Below are 22,207 nucleotides of genomic sequence, written 5' to 3'. Positions count from 1 at the left end.
GCCGTCCTCCGATGAGTGAGTCACTTGGCTCCCAGGGCCGTCCGCAGGGCCTTGAGGTTGGCTTCCATGACCTGGAAGTAGTCGTCGCCGCGGGACTTGTCGGTGATGCCCTCGAGCGGGTCGAGGACGTCCGTCTTCAGGTTCGCGTCCCGGGCCAGGGTCTTCGCGGTCCGGTCGGAGACCAGCGTCTCGTAGAAGACGGTGGTGACGCCGTCGGCCTTGGCCTCCTGCTGGAGCTCCTTGACCCGGGCGGCGCTGGGCTCGCTCTCGGGGTCGATTCCGGAGATGGCCTCCTGGGTGAGGCCGTAGCGCTCGGCGAGGTAGCCGAAGGCGGCGTGGTTGGTGAAGAAGACCTTGGACTTGCTGTCCTTCAGGCCGTTCTCGAAGTCGCTGTTCAGGCCGCCCAGCTTCTTGACCAGGGCCGCGGTGTTCTTCTTGTAGTCGGCCGCGTGGTCCGGGTCGGCCTTCTCGAAGGCCTTGCCGACGCCCTGGGCGATCTCGGCGTACTTCACGGGATCCAGCCAGACGTGCGGGTCGCGGCCGTGCTCCTCCTCGGAATCACCTTCCTCGGAGTGCCCTTCCTCACCCTCGTGGCTGTGCCCGGCGCCGCCGTGGTCCTCGAGGTGGGTCAGCGAGGCCGCGTCTATCTTCGTCTCGATGCCGGTCTGCGAGACGGCCTCGTCGACGGCGGGCTGGAGGCCCTTGAGGAAGAGCGCCGCGTCGGCCTCCTCGAGCTGGGCGCGCTGCTTGGTGCTGATCTCCAGGTCGTGCGGCTCCTGGCCGGGCTCGGTCAGACTGGTGACGTTCGCGTGGTCGCCGCCTATCTGCTCGGCGAGGAAGGCCATCGGGTAGAACGACGCGACGACGTCGAACTTCTCCGTGTTGCCCGTCGCCGCGCTGTCGCTGGAGCAGGCGGTCAGAGCGCCGAGGCCGAGAGAGGCGGCCGCGGCGGCGGGTATGAGGCGTCGTCGTACGTTCATGACACTCATTTTCAACAAATATGGAAACCGTTGTCAACAAACGTCCTGAACTGGGCTTGGAAACAGGGCTCGCAGCCCTCTGGCGGTCGCTGAGGGGGGAGCGATTTGATTGGAGGGGCGTCCCCGCCGGTAACCTGAATCATTCGCTGGAAGCAACTCGCTTCGTCGCCCGTCGTCGTAATGAAGAGAGCACCGTGGCCGCCGACAAGATCGACACCATCGTCAGCCTGAGCAAGCGCCGTGGCTTCGTATTCCCCTGTAGTGAGATCTACGGCGGTCAGCGCGCCGCCTGGGACTACGGCCCGCTGGGTGTCGAGCTCAAGGAGAACCTCAAGCGCCAGTGGTGGCGCTACATGGTGACGTCGCGCGAGGACGTGGTCGGTATCGACTCGTCCGTCATCCTGGCCCCCGAGGTCTGGGTCGCCTCCGGCCACGTCGCCACGTTCACGGACCCCCTCACCGAGTGCACCTCCTGCCACAAGCGGTTCCGCGCGGACCACCTGGAGGAGGCCTACGAGGAGAAGAAGGGCCGCGCCCCGGAGAACGGGCTCGCGGACCTCAACTGCCCCAACTGCGGAAACAAGGGCACCTTCACCGAGCCCAAGCAGTTCTCCGGCCTGCTGTCCACCCACCTCGGCCCGACGCAGGACTCCGGCTCCGTCGCCTACCTGCGGCCCGAGACCGCGCAGGGCATCTTCACCAACTTCTCCCAGGTGCAGACCACTTCGCGCCGCAAGCCGCCGTTCGGCATCGCCCAGATGGGCAAGTCCTTCCGCAACGAGATCACGCCCGGCAACTTCATCTTCCGCACCCGCGAGTTCGAGCAGATGGAGATGGAGTTCTTCGTCAAGCCGGGCGAGGACGAGAAGTGGCAGGAGTACTGGATGGAGCAGCGCTGGAACTGGTACACCGGCCTCGGCATGAGCGAGGAGAACATGCGGTGGTACGAGCACCCCAAGGAGAAGCTCTCCCACTACTCCAAGCGCACCGCCGACATCGAGTACCGCTTCCAGTTCGGCGGCAGTGAGTGGGGCGAGCTCGAGGGCGTCGCCAACCGCACCGACTACGACCTCGGTGCCCACTCCAAGGCCTCCGGCCAGGACCTCACCTACTTCGACCAGGAAGCCGGCGAGCGCTGGACGCCGTACGTCATCGAGCCCGCGGCCGGTGTCGGCCGCGCGATGCTGGCGTTCCTCCTCGACGCCTACGTCGAGGACGAGGCGCCCAACGCCAAGGGCAAGATGGAGAAGCGCACCGTACTGCGCCTCGACCACCGTCTCGCCCCGGTGAAGGTCGCGGTGCTCCCGCTGTCCCGGAACCCGGAGCTGTCCCCGAAGGCCAAGGGCCTCGCCCAGGCGCTGCGCCAGAACTGGAACATCGACTTCGACGACGCCGGCGCCATCGGCCGCCGCTACCGCCGCCAGGACGAGATCGGTACGCCGTTCTGTGTGACCGTCGACTTCGACACCCTCGAGGACAACGCGGTCACCGTCCGCGAGCGTGACTCGATGAAGCAGGAGCGCGTCTCCCTCGACCAGATCGAGGGGTACCTGGCGGCCCGCCTGATCGGCTGCTGATCGCCCTTCGCGTGCACGACGGTGCCGGGTTCCTCTTCGGAGGGGCCCGGCACCGTCGCGTTCGTGGTCCTGCGGTACCGGGGAGTGGTCCTCCAGCGCCATGGTCGATTGGACCTGTATCCCGGGGTGGCGCCGCGCCAGGGTGAGCGCATGACCATCGCGTTTCTGCTGACCACCCTTGTCGTCGTCGCGACGCCCGGCACCGGCGTCGTCTACACCCTCGCCGCGGCGCTCTCCCGTGGCCGCCGCGCGAGTGTCGTCGCGGCCGTCGGCTGCACGCTCGGGATCGTGCCCCACCTGCTGGCCACGGTCACCGGCGTCGCCGCGCTGCTGCACGCCAGCGCGACCGCCTTCGAGGTGCTGAAGTACGCAGGGGTGGCCTATCTGCTGTACATGGCCTGGGCGACCGTGCGGGACAAAGAGGCCCTCGTGGTGGAGGAGCGGGCGGCGACGCCGGAGCCGGTGTCGGCGCGGCGGGTGATCGTGCGGGGTGTGCTGATCAACATCCTCAATCCGAAGCTGACGATCTTCTTCTTCGCGTTCCTGCCGCAGTTCGTGAGCCCGGGGGAGCCGCATGCGGTGGTTCGGATGCTGGTGCTGGGCGGGGTGTTCATGCTGGCGACCTTCTTGGTGTTCGCCCTGTACGGCGTGCTGGCCGCGTCGGTGCGCAGTCACGTCATCGGGCGGCCGCGGGTGATGGCGTGGCTGCGGCGGGGGTTCGCGGGGTCGTTCGTGGCGCTGGGGGCGAAGCTGGCGTTCACGGCGCGGTGACATGGAGGGGGCGGTGACAACTATGGAGTGACAGATATTGAAATCTGTCAGCTGTCATGGCATGGTGGTTGGCATGACGATGCAAACCCGCCCTCTCGGAAACACCGGCCCCCAGGTCTCCGCCCTCGGTCTCGGCTGCATGGGCATGTCCGCGCTGTACGGCGAGGCGGACCGGGCCGAATCCATCGCGACCCTCCACGCGGCGCTCGAAGCGGGCGTCACGCTGCTGGACACCGGCGACTTCTACGGCATGGGCCACAACGAACTGCTGATCGGCGAGGCCCTCCGCGCGGCCCCCGCGCCCCGGCGTGAACAGGCGCTGGTCAGCGTGAAGTTCGGCGCCCTGCGCGGCCCGGACGGCAGCTGGCTGGGCTATGACGGCCGGCCCGCCGCCGTGAAGAGCTTCGCCGCGTACTCCCTGCAGCGGCTCGGCGTCGACCACATCGACGTCTACCGCATCGCCCGCCTCGACCCGGACGTGCCGATCGAGGAGACGGTCGGCGCGATCGCGGAACTCGTCGAGAAGGGATACGTGCGGCACATCGGCCTGAGCGAGGTCGGCGCCGAGACCATCCGCCGGGCCGCCGCCACCGCGCCGATCTCCGACCTCCAGATCGAGTACTCCCTCATATCGCGCGGCATCGAGGACGAGATCCTGCCGACCACGCGTGAGCTGGGCATAGGGATCACGGCGTACGGGGTGCTCTCGCGGGGCCTGATATCGGGCCACTTCACCGCGGACCGGCAGCTCGGCGCGGAAGACTTCCGGGCGATGTCGCCGCGCTTCCAGGGCGAGAACCTCCGGCACAACCTGGACCTGGTCGAGGCGCTGCGGAAGATCGCCGAGCAGAAGGGCGCCAGCGTCGCGCAGACGGCCATCGCCTGGGTGCTCTCGCGCGGTGAGGACATCGTGCCGCTGGTCGGCGCCCGCCGCCGCGACCGGCTCACGGAGGCGCTGGGCGCGCTGGACCTGACGCTGGACGCGGCCGACCTGGCCGCGATCGAGGAGGCCGTGCCGGCCGGTGCCGCCGCCGGCGACCGCTACCCGGCGGCCCAGATGGCGCACCTCGAGAGCTGAACCGGGCTTTGGGTACGGTCAGGACATGGCACCGACCAGCGAAACCCTGACCGCCGAGCGCATCCTCGAGGCCACCGAGGAGGTGCTGCGGCGCCACGGCCCGGCCAAGGCCACCGTCGTGGACGTCGCCCGGGCGCTCGGTGTCAGCCACGGCAGCGTCTACCGCCACTTCCGGACCAAGGCGGCCCTGCGCGAGGCGGTCACCAAACGCTGGCTGGATCGCACGTCCGGGGAGCTGTCCGGCATCGTCGCCGAGGGCAGTGCTCCGGAGGCCCGGCTGCGGGACTGGCTCGCCGCGCTGTTCGCCGCGAAGCGCCGCAAGGCGGGCGAGGACCCCGAGCTGTTCGCCACGTACATGGTCCTCACCGACGAGGCCGGTACAGCGGTCGGCGAGCACATCACCGACCTCACCGCCCAACTGGCCCGCATCATCTGGTCCGGCGTGGAGACCGGCAGCTTCACCGCCACCGACCCGGAGGCCTCGGCCCGGGCGGTCTTCCAGGCGACGGGGCGCTTCCACGACCCCTGCTACGCGCGGGAATGGGAGCAGCCCGGCGTGGAGGGGGAGTTCGAGGCGGTGGTGGAGCTGGTGGTGCGGGGGTTGCGGCCCTGACGGGATCGCCCCACCGGGTGCGCGCCGGCCGGAAGGGGCACAGGATGGAAAGGGAGGGGTGGGTCGCCGCGCGGGGGGCGCTGAGAAGGGGATGGCGATCGTGGATCTCATACTGCGCCCGGGCACTTCGGGCGATGCCGCAGAGTGCGGAAGGATCTGCTACGAGGCCTTCGCCGGCATCGCCGAGGAGCACGCTTTCCCGCCCGACGTCCCGAGCCCCGAAGTGGGTGTCGCGCTGATCGAGGGAGCCCTGACGCACCCGGGCTTCCACAGCGTCGTCGCCGAACTCGACGGGCGGATCGTGGGCAGCAACTTCCTCGACGAGCGCTCGACCGTCGTCGGGGTCGGGCCGGTCACCGTCGACCCCACCGTGCAGAACGCGGGCGTGGGCCGCCGCCTGATGCGCGACGTGATGGAGCGTGCCGACGAGCGCGGGGCGCCGGGCATCCGGCTGTTGCAGAGCGGCTACCACAACAGATCGTTCTCGCTGTACGTGAGCCTGGGCTTCGCCCACCGGGCCACGATGGCGTGCGTGCAGGGCCCGCCGATCCAGCGTGCGATGCCGGGGTACGCGGTGCGGGAGGCCACGGACGCGGACCTCGGCGCCTGCAACGACGTGTGCCGGCAGGTCCACGGCGTCGACCGTGGCGGTGAGGTCGCCGACGCGCTCAAACAGGGCACCGCCCGAGTCGTCGAGCGCGGGGGACACGTCACCGGGTACGCCACCGACCTGGCGTTCTTCTCCCACGCGGTGGGCGAGACCACGCCGGACCTCCAGGCGCTGATCGCGTCGGCCCAGCAGTTCGGAGGCCCGGGCATCCTGGTACCGGCGGGCGACAGCGCGCTGCTCAGGTGGTGCCTGTCCAACGGCCTCAAGGTCGTGCAGCTGTTGAGCCTGATGACCATCGGCCTGTACAACCAGCCCGACGGGGCGTACCTGCCCTCGATCCTCTACTAGGGCCACACGCCCGGCCGTTCACGCCGCCGTCGGGTCCACCGTCGCCTGATGGGCCTCCGCCAGGTGCTCCTCGGCCTTCAGCCACGGCAGGAACTGCGCTCCTCTGCGCCAGCCGCAGGTGTCGCATCTGATCGTGCGCTGCATGCCCGTGCGCCGTACCCGCACCACGTGCTCACGGCCGTGCTGGTCCCAGCGGCTCACCTTGCTCGTGTCGATCTGCGCCATGACGCCTCCCGCGTCCAGGAATCCGGCCCGTCCGGTCCGCTCGCAGTAAGGAGTGTGCGGCAAGACCAACATCAACAGGGTTTCCCCGGATGCGAGTTATCAGGCCGTGAGCTCGCTCAGACGATTTCGCGCGGCAGCCTGAGGCTCAGCAGGCCCGTCAGCACCACCCCGGCGAGCTGCACCAGCAGCGTTGTGACCAGGGCGTCCCGCATGCCCATCGCCGGGACCAGGGACAGGAACAGCGTGCCCAGGGTGGCCACACCGAGGGCCAGTGCCGACTGCTGGGTGGTGATCATCACGCCGCTGCCGACACCGGCGCGGGCGGGCGGCACCTCGGAGAGGACGACCCGGAAGATGACGGGGAGTTGCAGGGCCTGGCCCGCGCCGGCGACCGCCGCGCCCGGGAGCAGCTCGACGAAACCCAGGTGCGGCCAGAAGCGCCAGGCGGACAGTGCCATCAGCACCAGGCCCACGCCCTGGAGGACGGCACCGGCCGTCACCACACGTGTGCCGTACCGGGCGACCAGCCGGGGGCCCAGCAAGGAGAAGACGAAGAACACCACCGCCAGAGGCAGGAGGGCCAGGCCCGCGGCGACCGGATCGAGTCCGGCGCCCTCCTGCAGGGCCACCGCGATCACGAACATGAAGCCGCTGAAGCCGATGGAGAAGGGCAGCACCAGCAGCAGCCCGCGGCGCAGTGAGGTGAGTGCGAACAGGCTCGGCGGGACCAGCGGCGTACGGCCCTCGCGGTCGGCCCTGCGCTCCACCGCGTAGAACGCCGCCGCCACGAACGGGAACGCGGCCAGCGACAGCCAGGTCCACAACGGCCAGCCCGCCGCCCGGCCTTCGGTGAGCGGGACGAGCAGGGTGAGCAGCGAGGCCGCGAGGAGGAACGTGCCGGGGACGTCGACCGGCTCCGGCCGCGGCGAGCGGGTCTCCGGCACCACCCGGACGGCCAGCACCAGGCCGGCCAGGACGACCGGCACATTGACGAGGAACACCGAGCGCCAGCCGGTACCGGCGATGTCGGCCGCGACGAGGACCCCGCCCAGGATCTGTCCGGCGACCATGGACAGCCCGGCAGTCGCGCCGTACAGACCCATGGCCCTGGCGCGCCGGGGGCCGGTCGTGGTGGCCTGGATGGTGGCCAGTACCTGCGGCAGCATCGCGGCGGCCGACGCGCCCTGCGCGACCCGGGCCGCGACCAGCGACCAGGCGTCCGGCGCCAGCCCGCACGCCAGCGAGGTCAGACCGAAGGCCGCCATACCGCCGAGGAACAGCCGCCGTCGGCCGAACAGGTCACCGAGCCGGCCCCCGAGGACCAGCAGGACGGCGTACGACACCCCGTACCCGGCCACGACGAGTTCGAGGACCGCCTCGCTCGCGGCCAGGTCGGTGCCGATGGTGGGCAGGGCGACGTTGACGATGAAGAAGTCGACGAGGGGCAGGGCCGCGGCCAGCAGCACCGCGAACAGTCCGAGCCCGCCGAGCACGGGGGCCGGGGAGGCGGGCGAGCGGACGGGGCGTGAGGTGAGGGATTCCGTGGTCACGGTGACGAGCCTGCTGCCTCAGTCAGGCTGGTACCAGAGTGTCCTTATCCTGGTAGCCGCACCACCTGGAAACAGGGTCCGGGCGGCGGCAGGCTGGAGGGTATGACGACCATGGCCGAGGAGACGGCGGTCCGCGCGCCTGGGGCGCCCCGCGACGGGGATGTCCGGCGGCACGAGCTGGCGGCGTTCCTGCGCAGCCGCCGGGAGCGGATCGCCCCCGAGCAGGTCGGCCTGCCCCGGGGCCGCCGACGCCGTACGCCGGGTCTGCGCCGTGAGGAGGTCGCCCAGCTCTCGGCCGTGGGCGTCACCTGGTACACGTGGCTGGAGCAGGCCCGGGACATCCAGGTCTCCGTCCAGGTCCTCGACGCGCTCGCCCGCGCGCTGCTGCTCGACCCCGGCGAGCGCGCCCACCTCTTCCAGCTGGCCGGCGCGGCCGACCCGACGCCCGCGACCACGTGCCCGTCGGTCACGCCGGCCATGCGGGCGCTGCTGGAGCAGGTCGAGCCGTTCCCGGCGTGCCTGCAGAACAGCCGGTACGACATCCTCGCCTACAACCGCACATACGGGCTGCTGCTGTGCGACCTGGACACGGTGCCGCCCGAGAACCGCAACTGCATGGTCCTGTCCTACACGCACGCCGAGTGGCAGTCGTCGATCGTGCACCTGGAGGAGACCCAGCGCCTGATGGCGGCCCGCTTCCGCGCGGCGATGGCCGGCCATCTCACCGAGCCCGCCTGGAAGATGCTGCTCAAGCGCCTGCGCACCGAGTCCCCCGAGTTCCGCACGGCCTGGGACCGCCACGAGGTCGTGGCCCACCGCACCAAACGCAAGGAGTTCCTCAACCGCCACGTCGGCCGCATCGCCGTCGATCACACGGACCTGTGGCTGACGCCCGGGGCGGGGCCGCGGATCGTGACGTACGTACCGGCGGACGAGGAGTCCCGGGAGCGGCTGGAGAGGCTGCAGGCGATCGCCGCGGGACGGCACGGCTAGCGCGGGGCCTAGGCGGCACGGCCGCCCCGTCGTGCTAGTTGTCCCCTCGACTCAGTCGTACGCAGCCCCACGTGCCTGTCACGACGATCAGCGCTGCCAGGCCGCCGATCGTCCCTCGGTAGGAGCCGGGGTCCAGCTCCACTGCCGTGTCGTCCTCCAACGGAGCGGCCGCGCCCTTGGGGTCGTACAGCACGTGCAGTTCGTCGCCTGCCTCAACCGTTGCCGGGTCGCAGCCGTCCGTCATCTCAGGGGAGATGTCCCGGCCGTCGCGGGTGCGGAGCGTGCACTCGTCGGTCTTGCCGTTCTCGACCTCGGCCACGACGGCCTCGGTCCACCGGCCGCGAGTCTGCAGTGTCCGCTCATCGCCGGCCAAAGCGGTGATGACCGACAGCCCGATTGCGGCCAGGACGGCAACGACGAGCGCGCAGACGGCCGACAGCGGCGTCTTCTTCTTGTGAGTGATGTGGCGGAGCAAGAGGGCCGGCACCAGGACGAGCGCCGCGGGTATCAGCAGCGTGGAAGTGAACCAGGCCGGACCGCGCAGCAGGGCCGGCAGTGGTGCCACCGGCGAGAACCACATCAGTGCCACCGAAGCCACAGTGCATGCGCTGTGGAACAGAAACCAAAGAACCCAGCGAAGGGGGCCCGTAAGGCGTGGGGAAGAAGCGTTCTCGGCAGGCTGGGTCGCTCGGCCGTCTCCTGCCGCCGGCCCGCGGATCTTCCTGTCCACCGCCATGCGCCCCGTCCCTCTCCATCTACGTCGGCCGTTGACGGACGAGCTTATGGGGTGCGGAAACCCGTCTGATCGGCAAGGTCTCGTCCGGGGCTGCCGGAGGGCAGCGAACCACGGCTACGAGGCACGGTCCGCGGTCACCATCACGTCCCGCACCTCAGCCGCCTCCAGCCTTTCGGCGGCCCGCTCGGCGGTCCCCCGAGCCCATCGTCCACTCGTCACCGCCCCCAGCATCAGCACGGCGAAGCCGCACACCGCGAGGATCCACCACCCCGGCCGGGCCGCCGACACGAACGTCTCGCGGTACGACGACGAGCCCACACCGGAGGCGAGCACCGCCCCCACCACCGCGACACCGAGCGTCTGCCCGAGCTGCCGGCTCGTCGAGGCCACCGCCGCGGCGACACCCGCCTGCGCACGCGGCATGCCGGACACCGCCGTGTTGGTGATGGGCGCGTTGACGAAACCGAAACCGATGCCGAAGAGGACGTATCCGGCGAAGAGCGTGACGTCGGAGGTCTCGGCCTCGAACGCGGCGAAGAGCACGCCGCTCGCGGTCATCGCGAAGCCGGCGATCACAAGCGGGAGGCGTGGCCCGCGAGTGCCGACCAGGCGGCCGGAGAGTGGGGCGCACAGGAACGTCGGGGCCGCCATCGGCAGCATCCACAGGCCAGCCTCCAGGGCGGTCAGACCGCGGACGTTCTGGAGGTACAGCGTGGACAGGAAGAGGAACCCGCCGAGCGCGGCGAACGCGCTGACCGCGATGACCGTGGCCCCGCTGAACGGCGCAGAGCGGAAGAACCGCAGATCGATCAAGGGTTCCGTGCGGCGCGGCTCGTACCAGAGCAGGCCGAGGAGCGCGGCCAGGGCGACCGCGGCCAGCGGGGCCGTCGAGGCGAACGGCGTGGTCGGCGCCTCGATGATCGCGTACGTCAGGGAGCCGAAGAGGGCGATCACCAGGAGCTGGCCGACCGGGTCGGGGCGGCGGGCCTTGCCGGCGCGGGACTCGGGGACGAAGCGCAGGGTGAGGAGCAGGGCGGCGAGGCCCACCGGCAGGTTGATCCAGAAGATGGAGCGCCAGCCGACCGACTCGACGAGGAGGCCGCCGACCAGCGGACCGGCGGCCATCGATATGCCGACGACCGCGCCCCACACACCGATCGCACGGGCGCGCTCACGCGGGTCGGTGAAGGTGTTGGTGATGATCGACATGGCGACCGGGTTCAGCATCGAGCCACCCACCGCCTGGATCATCCGGAAGGCGACCAGCGCCTCCAGGTTCGGTGCGAGGGAACAGAGGACCGAGCCGATGGTGAAGACCACCAGGCCCGCCATGAAGACCCGCTTGCGGCCGATCCGGTCGGCCGTCGAGCCCGCGAGCATCAGCAGCGAGGCCAGGACCAGGGTGTAGGCGTCGATCGTCCACTGCAGGCCGGACGTGCTCGCGTGCAGGTCCTGCTGCATGGACGGCAGCGCCACGTTCAGGACCGTGTTGTCGAGGCTCACGATCAGCAGGCTCATACAGCAGATCGCGAGCACCAGCATGCGGCGGCGGGGGCTGAGCTCGGGCATGCGTGCCATCGTACGCCGATTTCAATAGTGTGGCTAACTAATGAATTTTACCGTCTCATTGCACGGCACAATGGATGCATGTCCACGCCCCTCCAGATCGGCCCGCACACCGTCCAGCCACCTGTCGTCCTGGCCCCCATGGCCGGGATCACCAACGCGCCCTTCCGCACCCTGTGCAGGGAGTTCAGCGCAGGCAAGGGCCTGTTCGTCAGCGAGATGATCACCACCCGGGCGCTGGTCGAACGCAACGAGAAGACCATGCAGCTCATCCACTTCGACGAGACGGAGCGGCCCCGGTCGATCCAGCTCTACGGCGTGGACCCGGCCACCGTCGGCAAGGCCGTCCGCATGATCGCGGAAGAGGACCTCGCCGACCACATCGACCTCAACTTCGGCTGCCCGGTGCCCAAGGTCACACGCAAGGGCGGCGGCTCCGCGCTGCCGTACAAGCGGAACCTGCTGCGGGCCATCCTGCGCGAGGCCGTCAGCGGCGCCGGGGACCTGCCCGTGACGATGAAGATGCGCAAGGGCATCGACGACGACCACATCACCTTCCTGGACGCCGGCCGGATCGCCGTCGAGGAGGGCGTCACCGCCATCGCGCTGCACGGCCGCACCGCCGCCCAGCACTACGGCGGCACCGCCGACTGGGACGCCATCGCCCGGCTGAAGGAGCACGTGCCGGAGATCCCGGTGCTCGGCAACGGCGACATCTGGTCGGCCGAGGACGCCCTGCGCATGGTGCGCGAGACCGGGTGTGACGGTGTGGTCGTCGGGCGTGGTTGCCTCGGGCGGCCGTGGCTGTTCGCCGATTTGGTGGCCGCCTTCGAGGGCCGCACCCAGGACATCGCCCGCCCCGCCCTGCGCGAGGTCGCCGACGTCATGGTCCGGCACGCCACCCTGCTCGGTGAGTGGATCGGGGACGAGGCGCGCGGGGTCATCGACTTCCGCAAGCACGTCGCCTGGTACCTGAAGGGCTTCGCGGTCGGCTCCGAGATGCGCAAGCGCCTCGCGATCACCTCCTCGCTGGAGGAGCTGCGGTCCGGCCTGGACGAGCTGGACCTCGACCAGCCCTGGCCCGCCGGCGCCGACGGGCCCCGGGGCCGTACGTCCGGCAACAACCGGGTGGTGCTGCCGGACGGCTGGCTGAAGGATCCCTACGACTGCGCCGGGGTCGGCGAGGACGCCGAGCTCGACACCTCCGGCGGCTGATCAGCCCTCCGAGCGGTGCGGCGTGGAGCCGTACGCCTTGAGGAAGCGGTCGCGGAAGGAGCTCATCTTCCACACCGGGGCGTCGGGGTCGGGCTTGAGGCCCTCCGTCCAGTTCCAGTCGGCGACCTTGTCGAGGACCTTCGGGTCCTTCGCGACGATCGAGATCGGCACGTCCCGGCTGGCGCGGATGCCGCTGACCCGGGCCATGGGCTGGTGGTCGCCCAGGAAGACCAGGACGGTGTCGTCGGTGCCGTAGCGCTCCAGCCACTGGGTGAGGCTGGTGACCGAGTACTGGATGGACTTGCCGTACTCCTGCCGGGACTCGGTGGTGTCGGTGAGGACGTCCGACGCCTTCTTGCCTGCCTTCTGGACGGCGTCGAAGCGTGAGCCGTCGCCCAGTTCGTCCCAGTCGACCATCTTGGGGAGGGGCGCCCAGGGCTGGTGACTGGAGGTCAGGATGACGAACGACATCAGCGGCTTGTCGCGCTTCTTGCCGTGCACCTGGCGCTGGAACGCCTCCAGCGCGTACTGGTCGGGCATGGTCGACCAGCTGAACTTCGGGCCCCGGTAGCCCAGGTCCCGTGAGTCGTAGAGCTTGTCGAGGCCGTACCACTTCTCCTCCGGCCAGCCCTTCTGCACGCCCGGCATGACACCGACGGTGTCCCAGGCGCCGGTCTTCTGGAACGCCTTGGTGAGGGTGAGGTGGCCGCCCGCGGTGACCGTGCGGTAGCGGCGCTGGTTGTCGATCCACAGGCCGGACATGGTCGTGGAGTGGCCGAGCCAGCTGCTGCCGCCGTAGGTCGCCGAGGTCAGCCAGCCGCTGCGGGCGGCGAAGCCGGCCTTCTCCAGGGCCTTGGTGCCGGTGTCGAGGGTGCGGTCGACGCCGGGTGCCATGATCGGGTCCTCGACGGCGCTGCGGCCGTAGCTCTCGATGAACGTGAAGATGACGTCCTTGCCGCGCAGATCGGGCAGCAGCTGGTCGGGCGGCGTGTTGCCGAAGGTGTCCGCCTGGGCCTGCTTCGCGAAGGCCGCCTCGTCGCGCAGGGACTCCACCGTCCGCTGGGCGTGGACCCTGAGCGCGCCGGCGCCGCGTTCGGAGGCGATCGGCCCGCCGAGGAGCGTCAGGCCCATCGCCGAGCAGGTCACCCAGATAACGCCGGCGATGAGCGCGCCCCGGGCCGCCCGGGGCCGGTGGCGGACGAGCAGGTCGCTGAGCCGGATCGTCGCCGCGACCATGACGGCCGCCAGCAGCAGGACCAGCACGATCGCGCCGACGGCTGCGGCGGTCGCGACACCACCGCCCAGGGTGTCCCCGACGTACGCCTGGGCGTCGGGCAGCAGGTCCCAGTCCAGCGCGGCGTTGAAGCCCCGGCCCAGATACTCGTTGAACCCCATGTCGAGCAGGTTCACGGCGGTCAGCGCGGTCAGGCCCAGCCCGTACAGCGTCGCCGCGGCCAGCCGGGGCCGACGCGGCAGCCACAGCATCACGACGGCCCCGACGACGGCCTCGGCCGGTATGCGCGTGAAGCTCTTCGGCCCCACGGCGGGGAGGGTGTTGGGCAGCAGCAGGGCGCCGAGGACCAGGGCGGCGGCGAGGGCGGTGGTGATCCAGGAGAGGGCGCGGGAGGCGCCGGGGTGGCGGGTGCGCCAGGTGCGGAGGCGAGTGAGGCGGGATCTGAGGGTGGGACTCTCCACCTCCTCGGTGACGCCCCCTTCCTTCCCCGCCCGCACCGTCTCGGACTCGGCTCCCGAGACACCCGGCTGCGATGACTGGCGGAGGCGTGTGAAGACAGGCACCCGGAGGTCCTTCCCGTACGAAACCCGGCGAGGTGGCGGACCCGCGTGGGGGTACGGGTCCGCCTCAGTTCCGTACGGGGCGCCCACCAGGTGCGTTCAGCCCGCCGGGCCAGCGCTCGGCAAACACCCGGCAAACGCCCGGCCAACCGCCCTTCAGACGCCCCCGACCGCCGTGAGCAGTGCCAACGGGGCCGAGGCCGAGCGGGATTCGCGTACGCAGGCGTGCGGGTACGGCACCGGCTCCGGGTGGGTGTCGCGGCCGTAGCCCGCGAGGACCTCCGGGAGGCGGTGGCCGGTCGCGGTCGCCGCGTCGACCAGGCCGCGGGCGATCGCGCGGGCCTCGTCGTGCAGTCCGTAGCGGGCCAGGCCCAGCGCGATCAGCGCGTTGTCGTGCGGCCAGACCGAACCGCGGTGGTAGGAGAGCGGGTGGAAGGCCGGCTGACCGGCGGCCAGGGTGCGCACGCCCCAGCCGGAGAAGAAGTCCGGTTCGAGGAGGCGCCGGCCGACCAGTTCGCCGTACTCCTTGTCCAGCAGGCCCGACCACAGCAGATGCCCGGCGTCGGAGGCGAGGGCGTCGACCTGGTCGCCGCGGCCGTCGAGCGCGAGCGCGGGGAAGGAGTGCTCCTCCATCCAGAAGTCCCGCTGGAAACGGTCGCGCAGGTCACCGGCCGCCTGCTCCAGCAGGTCCGCGTACGTCCCGTCCTGCCACACCGTGCGCGCGAGCCACGCCGTGCGGCGCAGCGCGTCGTAGGCATAGCCCTGGGCGCCCGCGGCCGTCACCGGCCCGTGGGGGCGGGTTCCCTCGGCGGAGCAGATGGCGCCGGGGGAGTCCTTCCAGTTCTGGTTGGCGAGGCCGCCCTGGTCGGCGCGGTAGACGAGGTAGCCGCGCGAGGTCAGGCCGCCGTGGTCCAGCATCCAGCCGACCGCGGCCCGGGCGTGCGGCTCGAGGCGGCGGGCCAGGACGGTGTCGCCGGTCTGTTCCGCGTAGGCGCCGAGCAGGACGAGGAACAGCGGCGTGGCGTCGACGGAGCCGTAGTAGCGGCCGTAGGGGACCTGGCCGAAGTGGGCCAGTTCGCCGTGCCGCACCTCGTGGACGATCTTTCCGGGCTGGGCGACCTCGCTCGTGCCGGTGTCCGTGGCCTGGGTCGCGGCGAGCGCGGGCAGGGTGGCGGCGGCCAGCCGGGGCCGGTAGGGCAGCGCGAACAGCGAGGTGAGCAGGGCGTCCCGGCCCAGCAGGGTCAGGAACCAGGGGGCGCCCGCGGCCGGGACGCGCAGTTCCTCGCCGTCCGGGCCCCTCGCCGGGACCTGGAGCGCGGCGAGGTCGGCGAGACCCCGGGAGCAGGCGGCGGCCAGCTCGGGCCAGCCGGCCGGGAAGGCCAGGCCCTCCACGAACTCGCCCTCCCGGGCGAGCAGTCGCTCCCGCACGGCGGCGGGGGAGCGGGGGACGCGCAGGGCCCGCTTCTCGCCGTGCGGGCGGGCCATGACCCGCAGGATCAGCTCGGCGGTGCCGTGCGGTGCGAGCTCCAGGGTCCACACCAGGCGGCGGGCGCCGGTGCCGGTCTCCTCCACGGCGTCCGGCTGGGGCTCGGCCGTCACCGTCGTGCACGAGCGCCACTCGCCGCGCCGGTAGGTGAACTCCACGCCGTGGCCGAGGACCTGTCGGGAGCGGACCGCACCGGCCTTCGTGTAGGTGCGGTGGTCGGAGCGCAGCTCGAACTGGTCGGTGAAGTCGGCGTCGGCGGTGACCGCGAGGCGGACCGTCGTCGGCGCCGGGCGGTTGCTGGTGATGCGCAGGGACTCCACGAACGAGGCGTCGCCGACGGCCTGTTCACGGAAGAGAGTGCAGGCGGGCGGCTCGTCGCGGCCGCCGCGCGGCACGAGGACACAGCGCGCGGTGTCCCCGTCGGCCACCGGCGTCAGCGTGTCGGGCACGGCCCCGTCCACGGTGAGCTGCCATCGGCTGAGGTGCCGTGCGTCCCGTACGAACATGCCGTCCGGGGCGCTGCCACCCCGGTAGCCGCTGATGTCGCCGCGGTCCCCCACGGCGGCGAACGTCCCGCCGTGCACGAGCAGATGATGCCGGTCCGTCATCCCCGGTCCCCTCCTGTGATCGCCGTGACGCCGTTTCTGTCCCCTGCGGGCCGGTCGTGCAGCAGGTCGAGCGTGAGCGCGGCGGTCCAGCCGAAGCCGGTGGCGCCGCAGGGCTGTGCCGTGTACGGATCGACGTACTCCGCGAAATCGGAGGCGCCGGCGGTGTGCAGGATGCCCTTGCGCAGGGCGTCGGCCCGGCCGCGCTCGCCGTGCAGCCGCAGCCCGCCCTCCAGCAGCCAGTTGGTGTTGAACCAGGCCGGGCCGCGCCAGTAGCGGTGCGGGTCGAAGGCCTCGCCGAGCAGGTCGTAGCTGGGCACCAGGCGGGTGGTGCCGCCGAGGCCGAAGTGCGGGCCGCACATCGTGCGGACCAGGGTGGCCGCGAGGTCGCGGGGCAGGGACGGCAGCAGCAGCGGGACCAGCCCGGACACCCCGCGCTCGGGGATCAGCTCCCCGGCGCGCACGTCCCGGCACAGGAACATCCCCGCCGCGGGCTCCCACAGCCGCTCCACCAGGGCCGCCGTCAGCCGCTCGGCGCGGGCCTGCCGGGCCGAGCCCGCCGCGCCCAGCTCGTGGGCGATCCTGGCCAGGGCGTACTCGGAGGCGATGAGCAGCGCGTTGAACGCCGGGTCCTCCACGGCGAACTCCCCTGACCCGTCGGCGTATCCACGGTCCCGGTAGCTGCTCGCCAGCGCCACGTACCGCCCGTAGTCCAGGTCCGTCGGACGGTCCTCGGGCGAGCCGTGGTCGAGGTCGGCGCGGCGGAAGGAGCGGGCCGGGGCCGGGGTGACCCGGGAGAGCGGACGGTCCCAGCAGGGGCTGTTGTCCATACCCTGTTCCCAGGGGTGCACGACGGACACCAGCCCGCCCCCGCCCAGGTCGCGCCGGTGCAGCAGATAACGGTGCCAGGCAGCGAGGCGGGGATACACCCGGGTGAGGAAGCCGCGCGCCCGCGACAAGCCCGGGTCGGCGAGGTGCACCAGCCACGCCGCCAGCGCGTGGACCGGTGGTTGCACGATCCCGGAGGTCTGTACGGTGCGCGGGGCGCCCGCGGTACGTCCCGCGGTCGAGGAGCGCCAGAAGTCGGGGCTCGGGAAGTACGCGTCGAGGGGGACGGAGGGGTTGAAGACGATGTGCGGGATCCGCCCGTCCGCCCACTGGGCCGCCAGCAGCGTGTCCAGTTCCGTCTGGGCGCGTAACGGCGAGACGTGCCGCAGGCCGATCGCGATGAACGCCGAGTCCCAAGACCACTGGTGCGGATACAGGCTGCGCGAGGGCACGGTGGACGTCCCCGTCCAGCCGGCGTCCAGCACGGCGGCGGCCCTGAGGTGCAGGGGTGAGGCGGTGCTGGACGGATCGTATGCAACGGTGCGTCCCGTGGGGCGGGGGGCGCGTTGGGCGGTGCGGTCCACTCGGGGCTCTCCGAAAAGACGTCCGGCCGGCCGGTTAGGCTGCGGCTACCGTGGGGTTACGTCTATTTAACACGCAAAACCCACTATGTAAGGCAAGGTTGGGAAACACAAGGGGGTGTGCATGACCGGACAGCCCGGGAGAACGGGACGAGGTGCCGGCCAGGCGAGCGCCGGGGAACTGCTCGAACTGGTGCGCAGTCGCCGCGCCGTGACCCGGGGTGCCCTGCAGCAGGCGACGGGACTGTCCCGGGCCACCGTCGGGCAGCGGCTGGACCGGCTGTTCCGCGCGGGCTGGCTGCGCGAGGGCGCCGGCGGGCCGGTGGACTCCCCGCTGGGCGGACGCCCCTCCATCACTCTGGAATTCGACGACGAGCACGCGGTGGTCCTGGCCGCCGACCTCGACACCCGGCACGCGCGGGCGGCCGTGCTGTCGCTGAGCGGTGAGATCCTCGCCGAGCACTCCGGCACCCTGGTCGTCGAGGACGGGCCGGACACCGTGCTCGGCGAACTCGGCCGCTGGTTCGCCGAGCTGCTGGAGAAGGCGGGCTGCCCGGCCGAGTCGGTGTGCGGGGTCGGGCTCGCGGTGCCCGGCCCGGTCGACAGCGAGACCGGCCGCGTCGTCCAGCCGCCGATCATGCCCGGCTGGGACGGCTACGGCATAAGGGGCCGGCTGGCCCGGGCGCTCACCGAGCACACCGGCGCCGCCGCCGTGCCCGTGCTGGTGGACAACGACGCCAACCTCATGGCGTACGGCGAACAGCGCACCGGCTACCCCGACTGCTCCGCCTTCGTGCTGGTCAAGGTCTCCACGGGCATCGGCGCCGGGGTCGTGGTGGACGGCTCGGTGTTCCGGGGCATCGACGGGGGCGCCGGGGACATCGGGCACATCCGGGTGCCGGAGGGTGCCCAGGCGCTGTGCCGGTGCGGTTCGTACGGCTGTCTGGCCGCCGTCGCGAGCGGTGGGGCCGTGGCGCGGCGGCTGGCGGAGGCCGGGGTGCCGGCGGCCTCCGGCTCGGATGTGCGGGACCTGCTGGCCTCCGGGCACCCCGAGGCGGTCGGCCTCGCGCGGGAGGCCGGGCGCCGGGTCGGGGACGTGCTGGCGACCGTGGTGACCCTGCTGAACCCCGGGGTGCTGATGATCGCCGGGGATCTGGCCGGAACTGCCTTCCTGACAGGTGTGCGCGAACTGCTCTACCAGCGGGCGCTGCCCCGCTCCACGGCCCACCTGGACGTGGTGACCTCACGGCTGGGCGAGCGTGCGGGGCTGGTGGGAGCGGGTGCGATGGTCGTCGAGCATCTGTACGCCCCCGAGCGGGTCGAGGAGCGGCTGCGGGCGCTCGGGGTGTGACAGGGGCATTTCGCCCCCGCTACGCGTCCGCATGGTGAAATCCGGCTGGCTGTGGCAGCGTGATTCTCGCCACCTCTGATAAGGGTTGCGCTCAGATGAGCGGATCATGAGCGGCTGCACTTCTCCAAGGGGTGGCACTGAGTGCCACCCTTTGATCGTTCATCGATCGAACTCAAGCGTGGCGCAGGCCGCTCAGGTGAGCGCTCAGTGAGCTCGATGGAGGTTTGTGCGTTCAAGAAGTGAACACATGCGGCTGTGATTGCTTGCCAAGCCTTGACTTTCGATCCGCTGGCGGACGAGTGGTTACAGGCGCATGACGCGCGCATGGACGTACCCAGACGCCTTCGATCTGGGTATGTTCCTCGCCGTCAGGGCAGCCACCGCGTCCTCGAGGAGTCGAGACCCGTGTCGGAAAACAAAGATCTCCCGGTAGCCGAGCAGGCCGCGAGCGTTGAGGGCGTGAAGTTCGTTTACGACTTCACCGAGGGCAACAAGGACCTCAAGGACCTCCTCGGTGGCAAGGGCGCGAACCTCGCCGAGATGACCAACCTCGGCCTTCCGGTCCCGCCCGGCTTCACGATCACCACCGAGGCCTGCAAGGTCTACCTCGACAGCGGCGAGGAGCCGGCGGCACTGCGTGACGAGGTGAGTGCGCACCTCGACGCCCTCGAGGCCCGTATGGGCAAGAAGCTCGGCCAGGCGGACGACCCGCTGCTGGTGTCGGTGCGCTCGGGTGCCAAGTTCTCCATGCCCGGCATGATGGACACCGTCCTCAACATCGGCCTCTCCGACAAGTCGGTGCAGGGCCTCGCCAAGCAGGCCGGCGACGACCGCTTCGCCTGGGACTCCTACCGCCGCCTCATCCAGATGTTCGGCAAGACCGTCCTCGGCGTCGACGGGGAGCTCTTCGAGGACGCGCTGGAGGCGGCGAAGGCGGCCAAGAAGGTCACGGTCGACACCGAGCTGGAGGCGGCCGACCTCAAGAAGCTCGTCACCAAGTTCAAGAAGATCGTCAAGACCGAGGCCGGCCGGGACTTCCCGCAGAGCCCCCGCGAGCAGATGGACCTCGCCATCCACGCGGTCTTCGACTCCTGGAACACCGACCGGGCCAAGCTCTACCGCCGCCAGGAGCGCATCCCGCACGACCTGGGCACGGCCGTCAACGTCTGCTCCATGGTCTTCGGCAACCTCGGCCCCGACTCCGGCACCGGCGTCGCCTTCACCCGCGACCCCGCATCCGGCCACCAGGGCGTCTACGGCGACTACCTGCAGAACGCGCAGGGCGAGGACGTGGTCGCGGGCATCCGCAACACCGTGCCGCTCGCCGATCTGGAGCAGATCGACAAGAAGTCGTACGACCAGCTGATGCAGATCATGGAGACGCTGGAGAACCACTACAAGGACCTCTGCGACATCGAGTTCACCATCGAGCGCGGTGTGCTGTGGATGCTCCAGACCCGCGTCGGCAAGCGCACCGCGGGCGCGGCCTTCCGGATCGCGACGCAGCTGGTGGACCAGGGCCTGATCGACGAGGCCGAGGCGCTCACCCGCGTCAACGGCGCCCAGCTCGCGCAGCTGATGTTCCCGCGCTTCGACGAGGACGCGAAGGTCTCGCAGGTCGGCCGGGGCATCGCCGCCTCCCCGGGCGCGGCCGTCGGCAAGGCCGTCTTCGACTCCTACACGGCCGTCAAGTGGTCCCGTTCCGGCGAGAAGGTCATCCTGATCCGCCGCGAGACCAACCCCGACGACCTGGACGGCATGATCGCCGCCGAGGGCATCCTGACCTCCCGCGGTGGCAAGACCTCCCACGCGGCCGTCGTCGCGCGCGGCATGGGCAAGACCTGTGTCTGCGGCGCCGAGGAGCTGGAGGTCGACACCAAGCGCCGCCGGATGACCGTCCCGGGCGGGCAGGTCGTCGAGGAGGGCGACGTCGTCTCCATCGACGGCTCCTCGGGCAAGGTCTACCTCGGCGAGGTGCCGGTCGTGCCCTCGCCGGTCGTGGAGTACTTCGAGGGCCGGATGCACCCGGGTGCCGACGACGCCGACGAGCTGGTCGAGGCCGTCCACCGGATGATGGCCTTCGCCGACCGCAAGCGCCGGCTGCGGGTGCGCGCCAACGCCGACAACGCCGAGGACGCGCTGCGGGCCCGCCGCTTCGGCGCCCAGGGCATCGGCCTGTGCCGCACCGAGCACATGTTCCTCGGTGACCGGCGCGAGCTGGTGGAGCGGCTGATCCTGGCCGACACCCAGAACGAGCGCGAGGAGTCCCTCAAGGAGCTGCTCCCGCTCCAGAAGCAGGACTTCGTCCAGCTCTTCGAGTCGATGGACGGCCTACCGGTCACCATCCGCCTCCTGGACCCGCCGCTGCACGAGTTCCTCCCGGACATCACCGAGCTGTCCGTCCGCGTGGCCCTCGCCGAGTCCCGCCAGGAGCCGCACGAGAACGAACTGCGCCTCCTCCAGGCGGTCCACCGCCTGCACGAGCAGAACCCGATGCTGGGTCTGCGCGGCGTACGCCTCGGCCTGGTCATCCCCGGCCTGTTCACCATGCAGGTCCGGGCCATCGCCGAGGCCGCGGCCGAGCGCAAGGCCGCCAAGGGCGACCCGCGCGCCGAGATCATGATCCCGCTCGTCGGCACGGTGCAGGAGCTGGAGATCGTGCGCGAGGAGGCCGACAAGGTCATCGCCGAGGTGGAGGCGGCCTCGGGCGCGCAGCTCAAGCTGTCCATCGGCACGATGATCGAGCTGCCGCGCGCCGCCCTGACCGCCGGTCAGATCGCCGAGGCGGCCCAGTTCTTCTCCTTCGGCACGAACGACCTGACCCAGACGGTGTGGGGCTTCAGCCGGGACGACGTGGAGGCCTCGTTCTTCACGGCGTACCTGGAGAAGGGCATCTTCGGCGTCTCCCCGTTCGAGACGATCGACAGGGACGGCGTGGGCTCCCTGGTGAAGCTCGCCGCCAAGGCCGGCCGCGAGACCCGCCCCGACCTCAAGCTCGGCGTCTGCGGCGAGCACGGCGGTGACCCGGAGTCGGTCCACTTCTTCCACGAGGTCGGACTCGACTACGTCTCCTGCTCCCCGTTCCGCATCCCGGTGGCCCGTCTGGAGGCCGGCCGGGCGGCGGTCCAGTCCCAGGGCAGCGACCACCGCTAGACCGGCGGCCCGCCTCAGGGCCACCCAGAACCCGGAGCCGTCGTCGGTCCCCGACCCTCACCGATCGCGGCGGCTCCGGCTCACGGAGGAGAACGGGGGCGGCACCTTGTGCGGGGTGCCGTCCCCGTTCTCTCGTTTTCTCGCGGT

At 71.1% G+C, this 22,207-nt stretch carries 17 protein-coding genes; 9 read left to right on the top strand and 8 right to left on the bottom strand.

Features of this window, described 5'->3' with window-relative positions; genetic code table 11:
- Positions 1 to 20 precede the first annotated feature (20 nt).
- Positions 21 to 980 (bottom strand): metal ABC transporter substrate-binding protein, encoded by a 960-nt coding sequence (locus AC07DF_RS24440; RefSeq protein ID WP_478975122.1) that lies wholly within the window; start codon positions 978 to 980, stop codon positions 21 to 23.
- Between the two features lie 194 nt (positions 981 to 1,174).
- Between AC07DF_RS24440 and AC07DF_RS24435 the strand changes: the two genes are divergently transcribed.
- The 5 genes from AC07DF_RS24435 (at position 1,175) to AC07DF_RS24415 (ending at position 5,977) form a co-directional block, all read left to right on the top strand.
- Entirely contained in the window at positions 1,175 to 2,557 is a 1,383-nt protein-coding gene (locus tag AC07DF_RS24435; protein WP_478975119.1) for a glycine--tRNA ligase, read from the top strand.
- A gap of 150 nt (positions 2,558 to 2,707) precedes the next feature.
- Positions 2,708 to 3,328: a LysE family translocator gene (locus tag AC07DF_RS24430; protein ID WP_478975115.1), complete on the top strand. Its 621-nt coding sequence runs from the start codon at positions 2,708 to 2,710 to the stop codon at positions 3,326 to 3,328.
- Positions 3,329 to 3,401: 73 nt separating this feature from the next.
- Positions 3,402 to 4,406 carry an aldo/keto reductase gene (locus AC07DF_RS24425; RefSeq protein ID WP_478975112.1) on the top strand — a complete coding sequence of 335 codons (1,005 nt, stop codon included), beginning with the start codon at positions 3,402 to 3,404 and terminating at the stop codon, positions 4,404 to 4,406.
- A gap of 25 nt (positions 4,407 to 4,431) precedes the next feature.
- A complete protein-coding gene (locus tag AC07DF_RS24420; RefSeq protein ID WP_478975109.1) occupies positions 4,432 to 5,019 on the top strand; it encodes a TetR/AcrR family transcriptional regulator in 588 nt (195 codons plus the stop codon).
- Between the two features lie 91 nt (positions 5,020 to 5,110).
- Positions 5,111 to 5,977, top strand: a complete 867-nt coding sequence (locus AC07DF_RS24415) for a GNAT family N-acetyltransferase (RefSeq protein ID WP_478975106.1) — start codon at positions 5,111 to 5,113, stop codon at positions 5,975 to 5,977.
- A gap of 18 nt (positions 5,978 to 5,995) precedes the next feature.
- Here the strand turns inward: AC07DF_RS24415 and AC07DF_RS24410 are convergent, their stop codons facing one another.
- A complete protein-coding gene (locus AC07DF_RS24410; RefSeq protein ID WP_189723369.1) occupies positions 5,996 to 6,202 on the bottom strand; it encodes a hypothetical protein in 207 nt (68 codons plus the stop codon).
- A 116-nt stretch (positions 6,203 to 6,318) separates the two neighbouring features.
- Positions 6,319 to 7,752 (bottom strand): MFS transporter, encoded by a 1,434-nt coding sequence (locus tag AC07DF_RS24405; RefSeq protein WP_478975102.1) that lies wholly within the window; start codon positions 7,750 to 7,752, stop codon positions 6,319 to 6,321.
- A gap of 102 nt (positions 7,753 to 7,854) precedes the next feature.
- Here AC07DF_RS24405 and AC07DF_RS24400 point away from each other — a divergent pair, with 102 nt between their 5' ends.
- Positions 7,855 to 8,745, top strand: a complete 891-nt coding sequence (locus AC07DF_RS24400) for an MmyB family transcriptional regulator (protein ID WP_478975099.1) — start codon at positions 7,855 to 7,857, stop codon at positions 8,743 to 8,745.
- A 34-nt stretch (positions 8,746 to 8,779) separates the two neighbouring features.
- Here AC07DF_RS24400 and AC07DF_RS24395 read toward each other — a convergent pair whose 3' ends face one another.
- Positions 8,780 to 9,334 (bottom strand): hypothetical protein, encoded by a 555-nt coding sequence (locus tag AC07DF_RS24395; protein WP_478975096.1) that lies wholly within the window; start codon positions 9,332 to 9,334, stop codon positions 8,780 to 8,782.
- Between the two features lie 261 nt (positions 9,335 to 9,595).
- On the bottom strand, positions 9,596 to 11,050 hold the full coding sequence (locus AC07DF_RS24390; protein ID WP_478975093.1) for an MFS transporter: 1,455 nt from the start codon (positions 11,048 to 11,050) through the stop codon (positions 9,596 to 9,598).
- A 78-nt stretch (positions 11,051 to 11,128) separates the two neighbouring features.
- On the opposite strand from AC07DF_RS24390, the gene dusB reads away from it, so the two are divergent.
- On the top strand, positions 11,129 to 12,262 hold the full coding sequence (gene dusB, locus AC07DF_RS24385; protein ID WP_478975090.1) for a tRNA dihydrouridine synthase DusB: 1,134 nt from the start codon (positions 11,129 to 11,131) through the stop codon (positions 12,260 to 12,262).
- On the opposite strand, the gene AC07DF_RS24380 is transcribed toward dusB, so the two are convergent.
- The 3 genes from AC07DF_RS24380 to AC07DF_RS24370 all read right to left on the bottom strand — a co-directional run bounded on the left by AC07DF_RS24380 (position 12,263) and on the right by AC07DF_RS24370 (position 17,559).
- On the bottom strand, positions 12,263 to 14,059 hold the full coding sequence (locus tag AC07DF_RS24380) for a sulfatase-like hydrolase/transferase (protein ID WP_478975087.1): 1,797 nt from the start codon (positions 14,057 to 14,059) through the stop codon (positions 12,263 to 12,265). It abuts the gene before it with no gap.
- Between the two features lie 153 nt (positions 14,060 to 14,212).
- On the bottom strand, positions 14,213 to 16,150 hold the full coding sequence (locus AC07DF_RS24375) for an amylo-alpha-1,6-glucosidase (protein WP_478975084.1): 1,938 nt from the start codon (positions 16,148 to 16,150) through the stop codon (positions 14,213 to 14,215).
- The gene (locus AC07DF_RS24370; RefSeq protein ID WP_478975081.1) at positions 16,147 to 17,559 is read right to left on the bottom strand and encodes an MGH1-like glycoside hydrolase domain-containing protein; all 1,413 of its coding nucleotides are present in this window, start codon (positions 17,557 to 17,559) and stop codon (positions 16,147 to 16,149) included. Before AC07DF_RS24370 ends, AC07DF_RS24375 begins: the two co-directional genes overlap by 4 nt.
- A gap of 121 nt (positions 17,560 to 17,680) precedes the next feature.
- On the opposite strand from AC07DF_RS24370, the gene AC07DF_RS24365 reads away from it, so the two are divergent.
- Together AC07DF_RS24365 and ppdK are read left to right on the top strand one after the other, a co-directional pair.
- A complete protein-coding gene (locus AC07DF_RS24365; protein ID WP_478975078.1) occupies positions 17,681 to 18,907 on the top strand; it encodes an ROK family protein in 1,227 nt (408 codons plus the stop codon).
- A gap of 405 nt (positions 18,908 to 19,312) precedes the next feature.
- Positions 19,313 to 22,060: a pyruvate, phosphate dikinase gene (gene ppdK / locus AC07DF_RS24360; RefSeq protein ID WP_478975075.1), complete on the top strand. Its 2,748-nt coding sequence runs from the start codon at positions 19,313 to 19,315 to the stop codon at positions 22,058 to 22,060.
- Positions 22,061 to 22,207 lie beyond the last annotated feature (147 nt).

It is taken from the genome of Streptomyces sp. NPDC044719, assembly GCF_056433405.1.
The sequence above is the reverse complement of the archived record's forward strand: the minus strand, read 5'-3'. Positions and strand labels throughout refer to the sequence as shown.

Coding starts and splice junctions, on each gene's coding strand:
- AC07DF_RS24390 (WP_478975093.1), bottom strand. CDS start 11,050: ATGCCCGAGCTCAGCCCCCGCCGCCGCATGCTGGTGCTCGCGATCTGC.
- AC07DF_RS24430 (WP_478975115.1), top strand. CDS start 2,708: ATGACCATCGCGTTTCTGCTGACCACCCTTGTCGTCGTCGCGACGCCC.
- AC07DF_RS24415 (WP_478975106.1), top strand. CDS start 5,111: ATGGCGATCGTGGATCTCATACTGCGCCCGGGCACTTCGGGCGATGCC.
- AC07DF_RS24425 (WP_478975112.1), top strand. CDS start 3,402: ATGACGATGCAAACCCGCCCTCTCGGAAACACCGGCCCCCAGGTCTCC.
- AC07DF_RS24375 (WP_478975084.1), bottom strand. CDS start 16,150: ATGACGGACCGGCATCATCTGCTCGTGCACGGCGGGACGTTCGCCGCC.
- AC07DF_RS24410 (WP_189723369.1), bottom strand. CDS start 6,202: ATGGCGCAGATCGACACGAGCAAGGTGAGCCGCTGGGACCAGCACGGC.
- AC07DF_RS24365 (WP_478975078.1), top strand. CDS start 17,681: ATGACCGGACAGCCCGGGAGAACGGGACGAGGTGCCGGCCAGGCGAGC.
- dusB (WP_478975090.1), top strand. CDS start 11,129: ATGTCCACGCCCCTCCAGATCGGCCCGCACACCGTCCAGCCACCTGTC.
- AC07DF_RS24420 (WP_478975109.1), top strand. CDS start 4,432: ATGGCACCGACCAGCGAAACCCTGACCGCCGAGCGCATCCTCGAGGCC.
- AC07DF_RS24400 (WP_478975099.1), top strand. CDS start 7,855: ATGACGACCATGGCCGAGGAGACGGCGGTCCGCGCGCCTGGGGCGCCC.
- AC07DF_RS24440 (WP_478975122.1), bottom strand. CDS start 980: ATGAACGTACGACGACGCCTCATACCCGCCGCCGCGGCCGCCTCTCTC.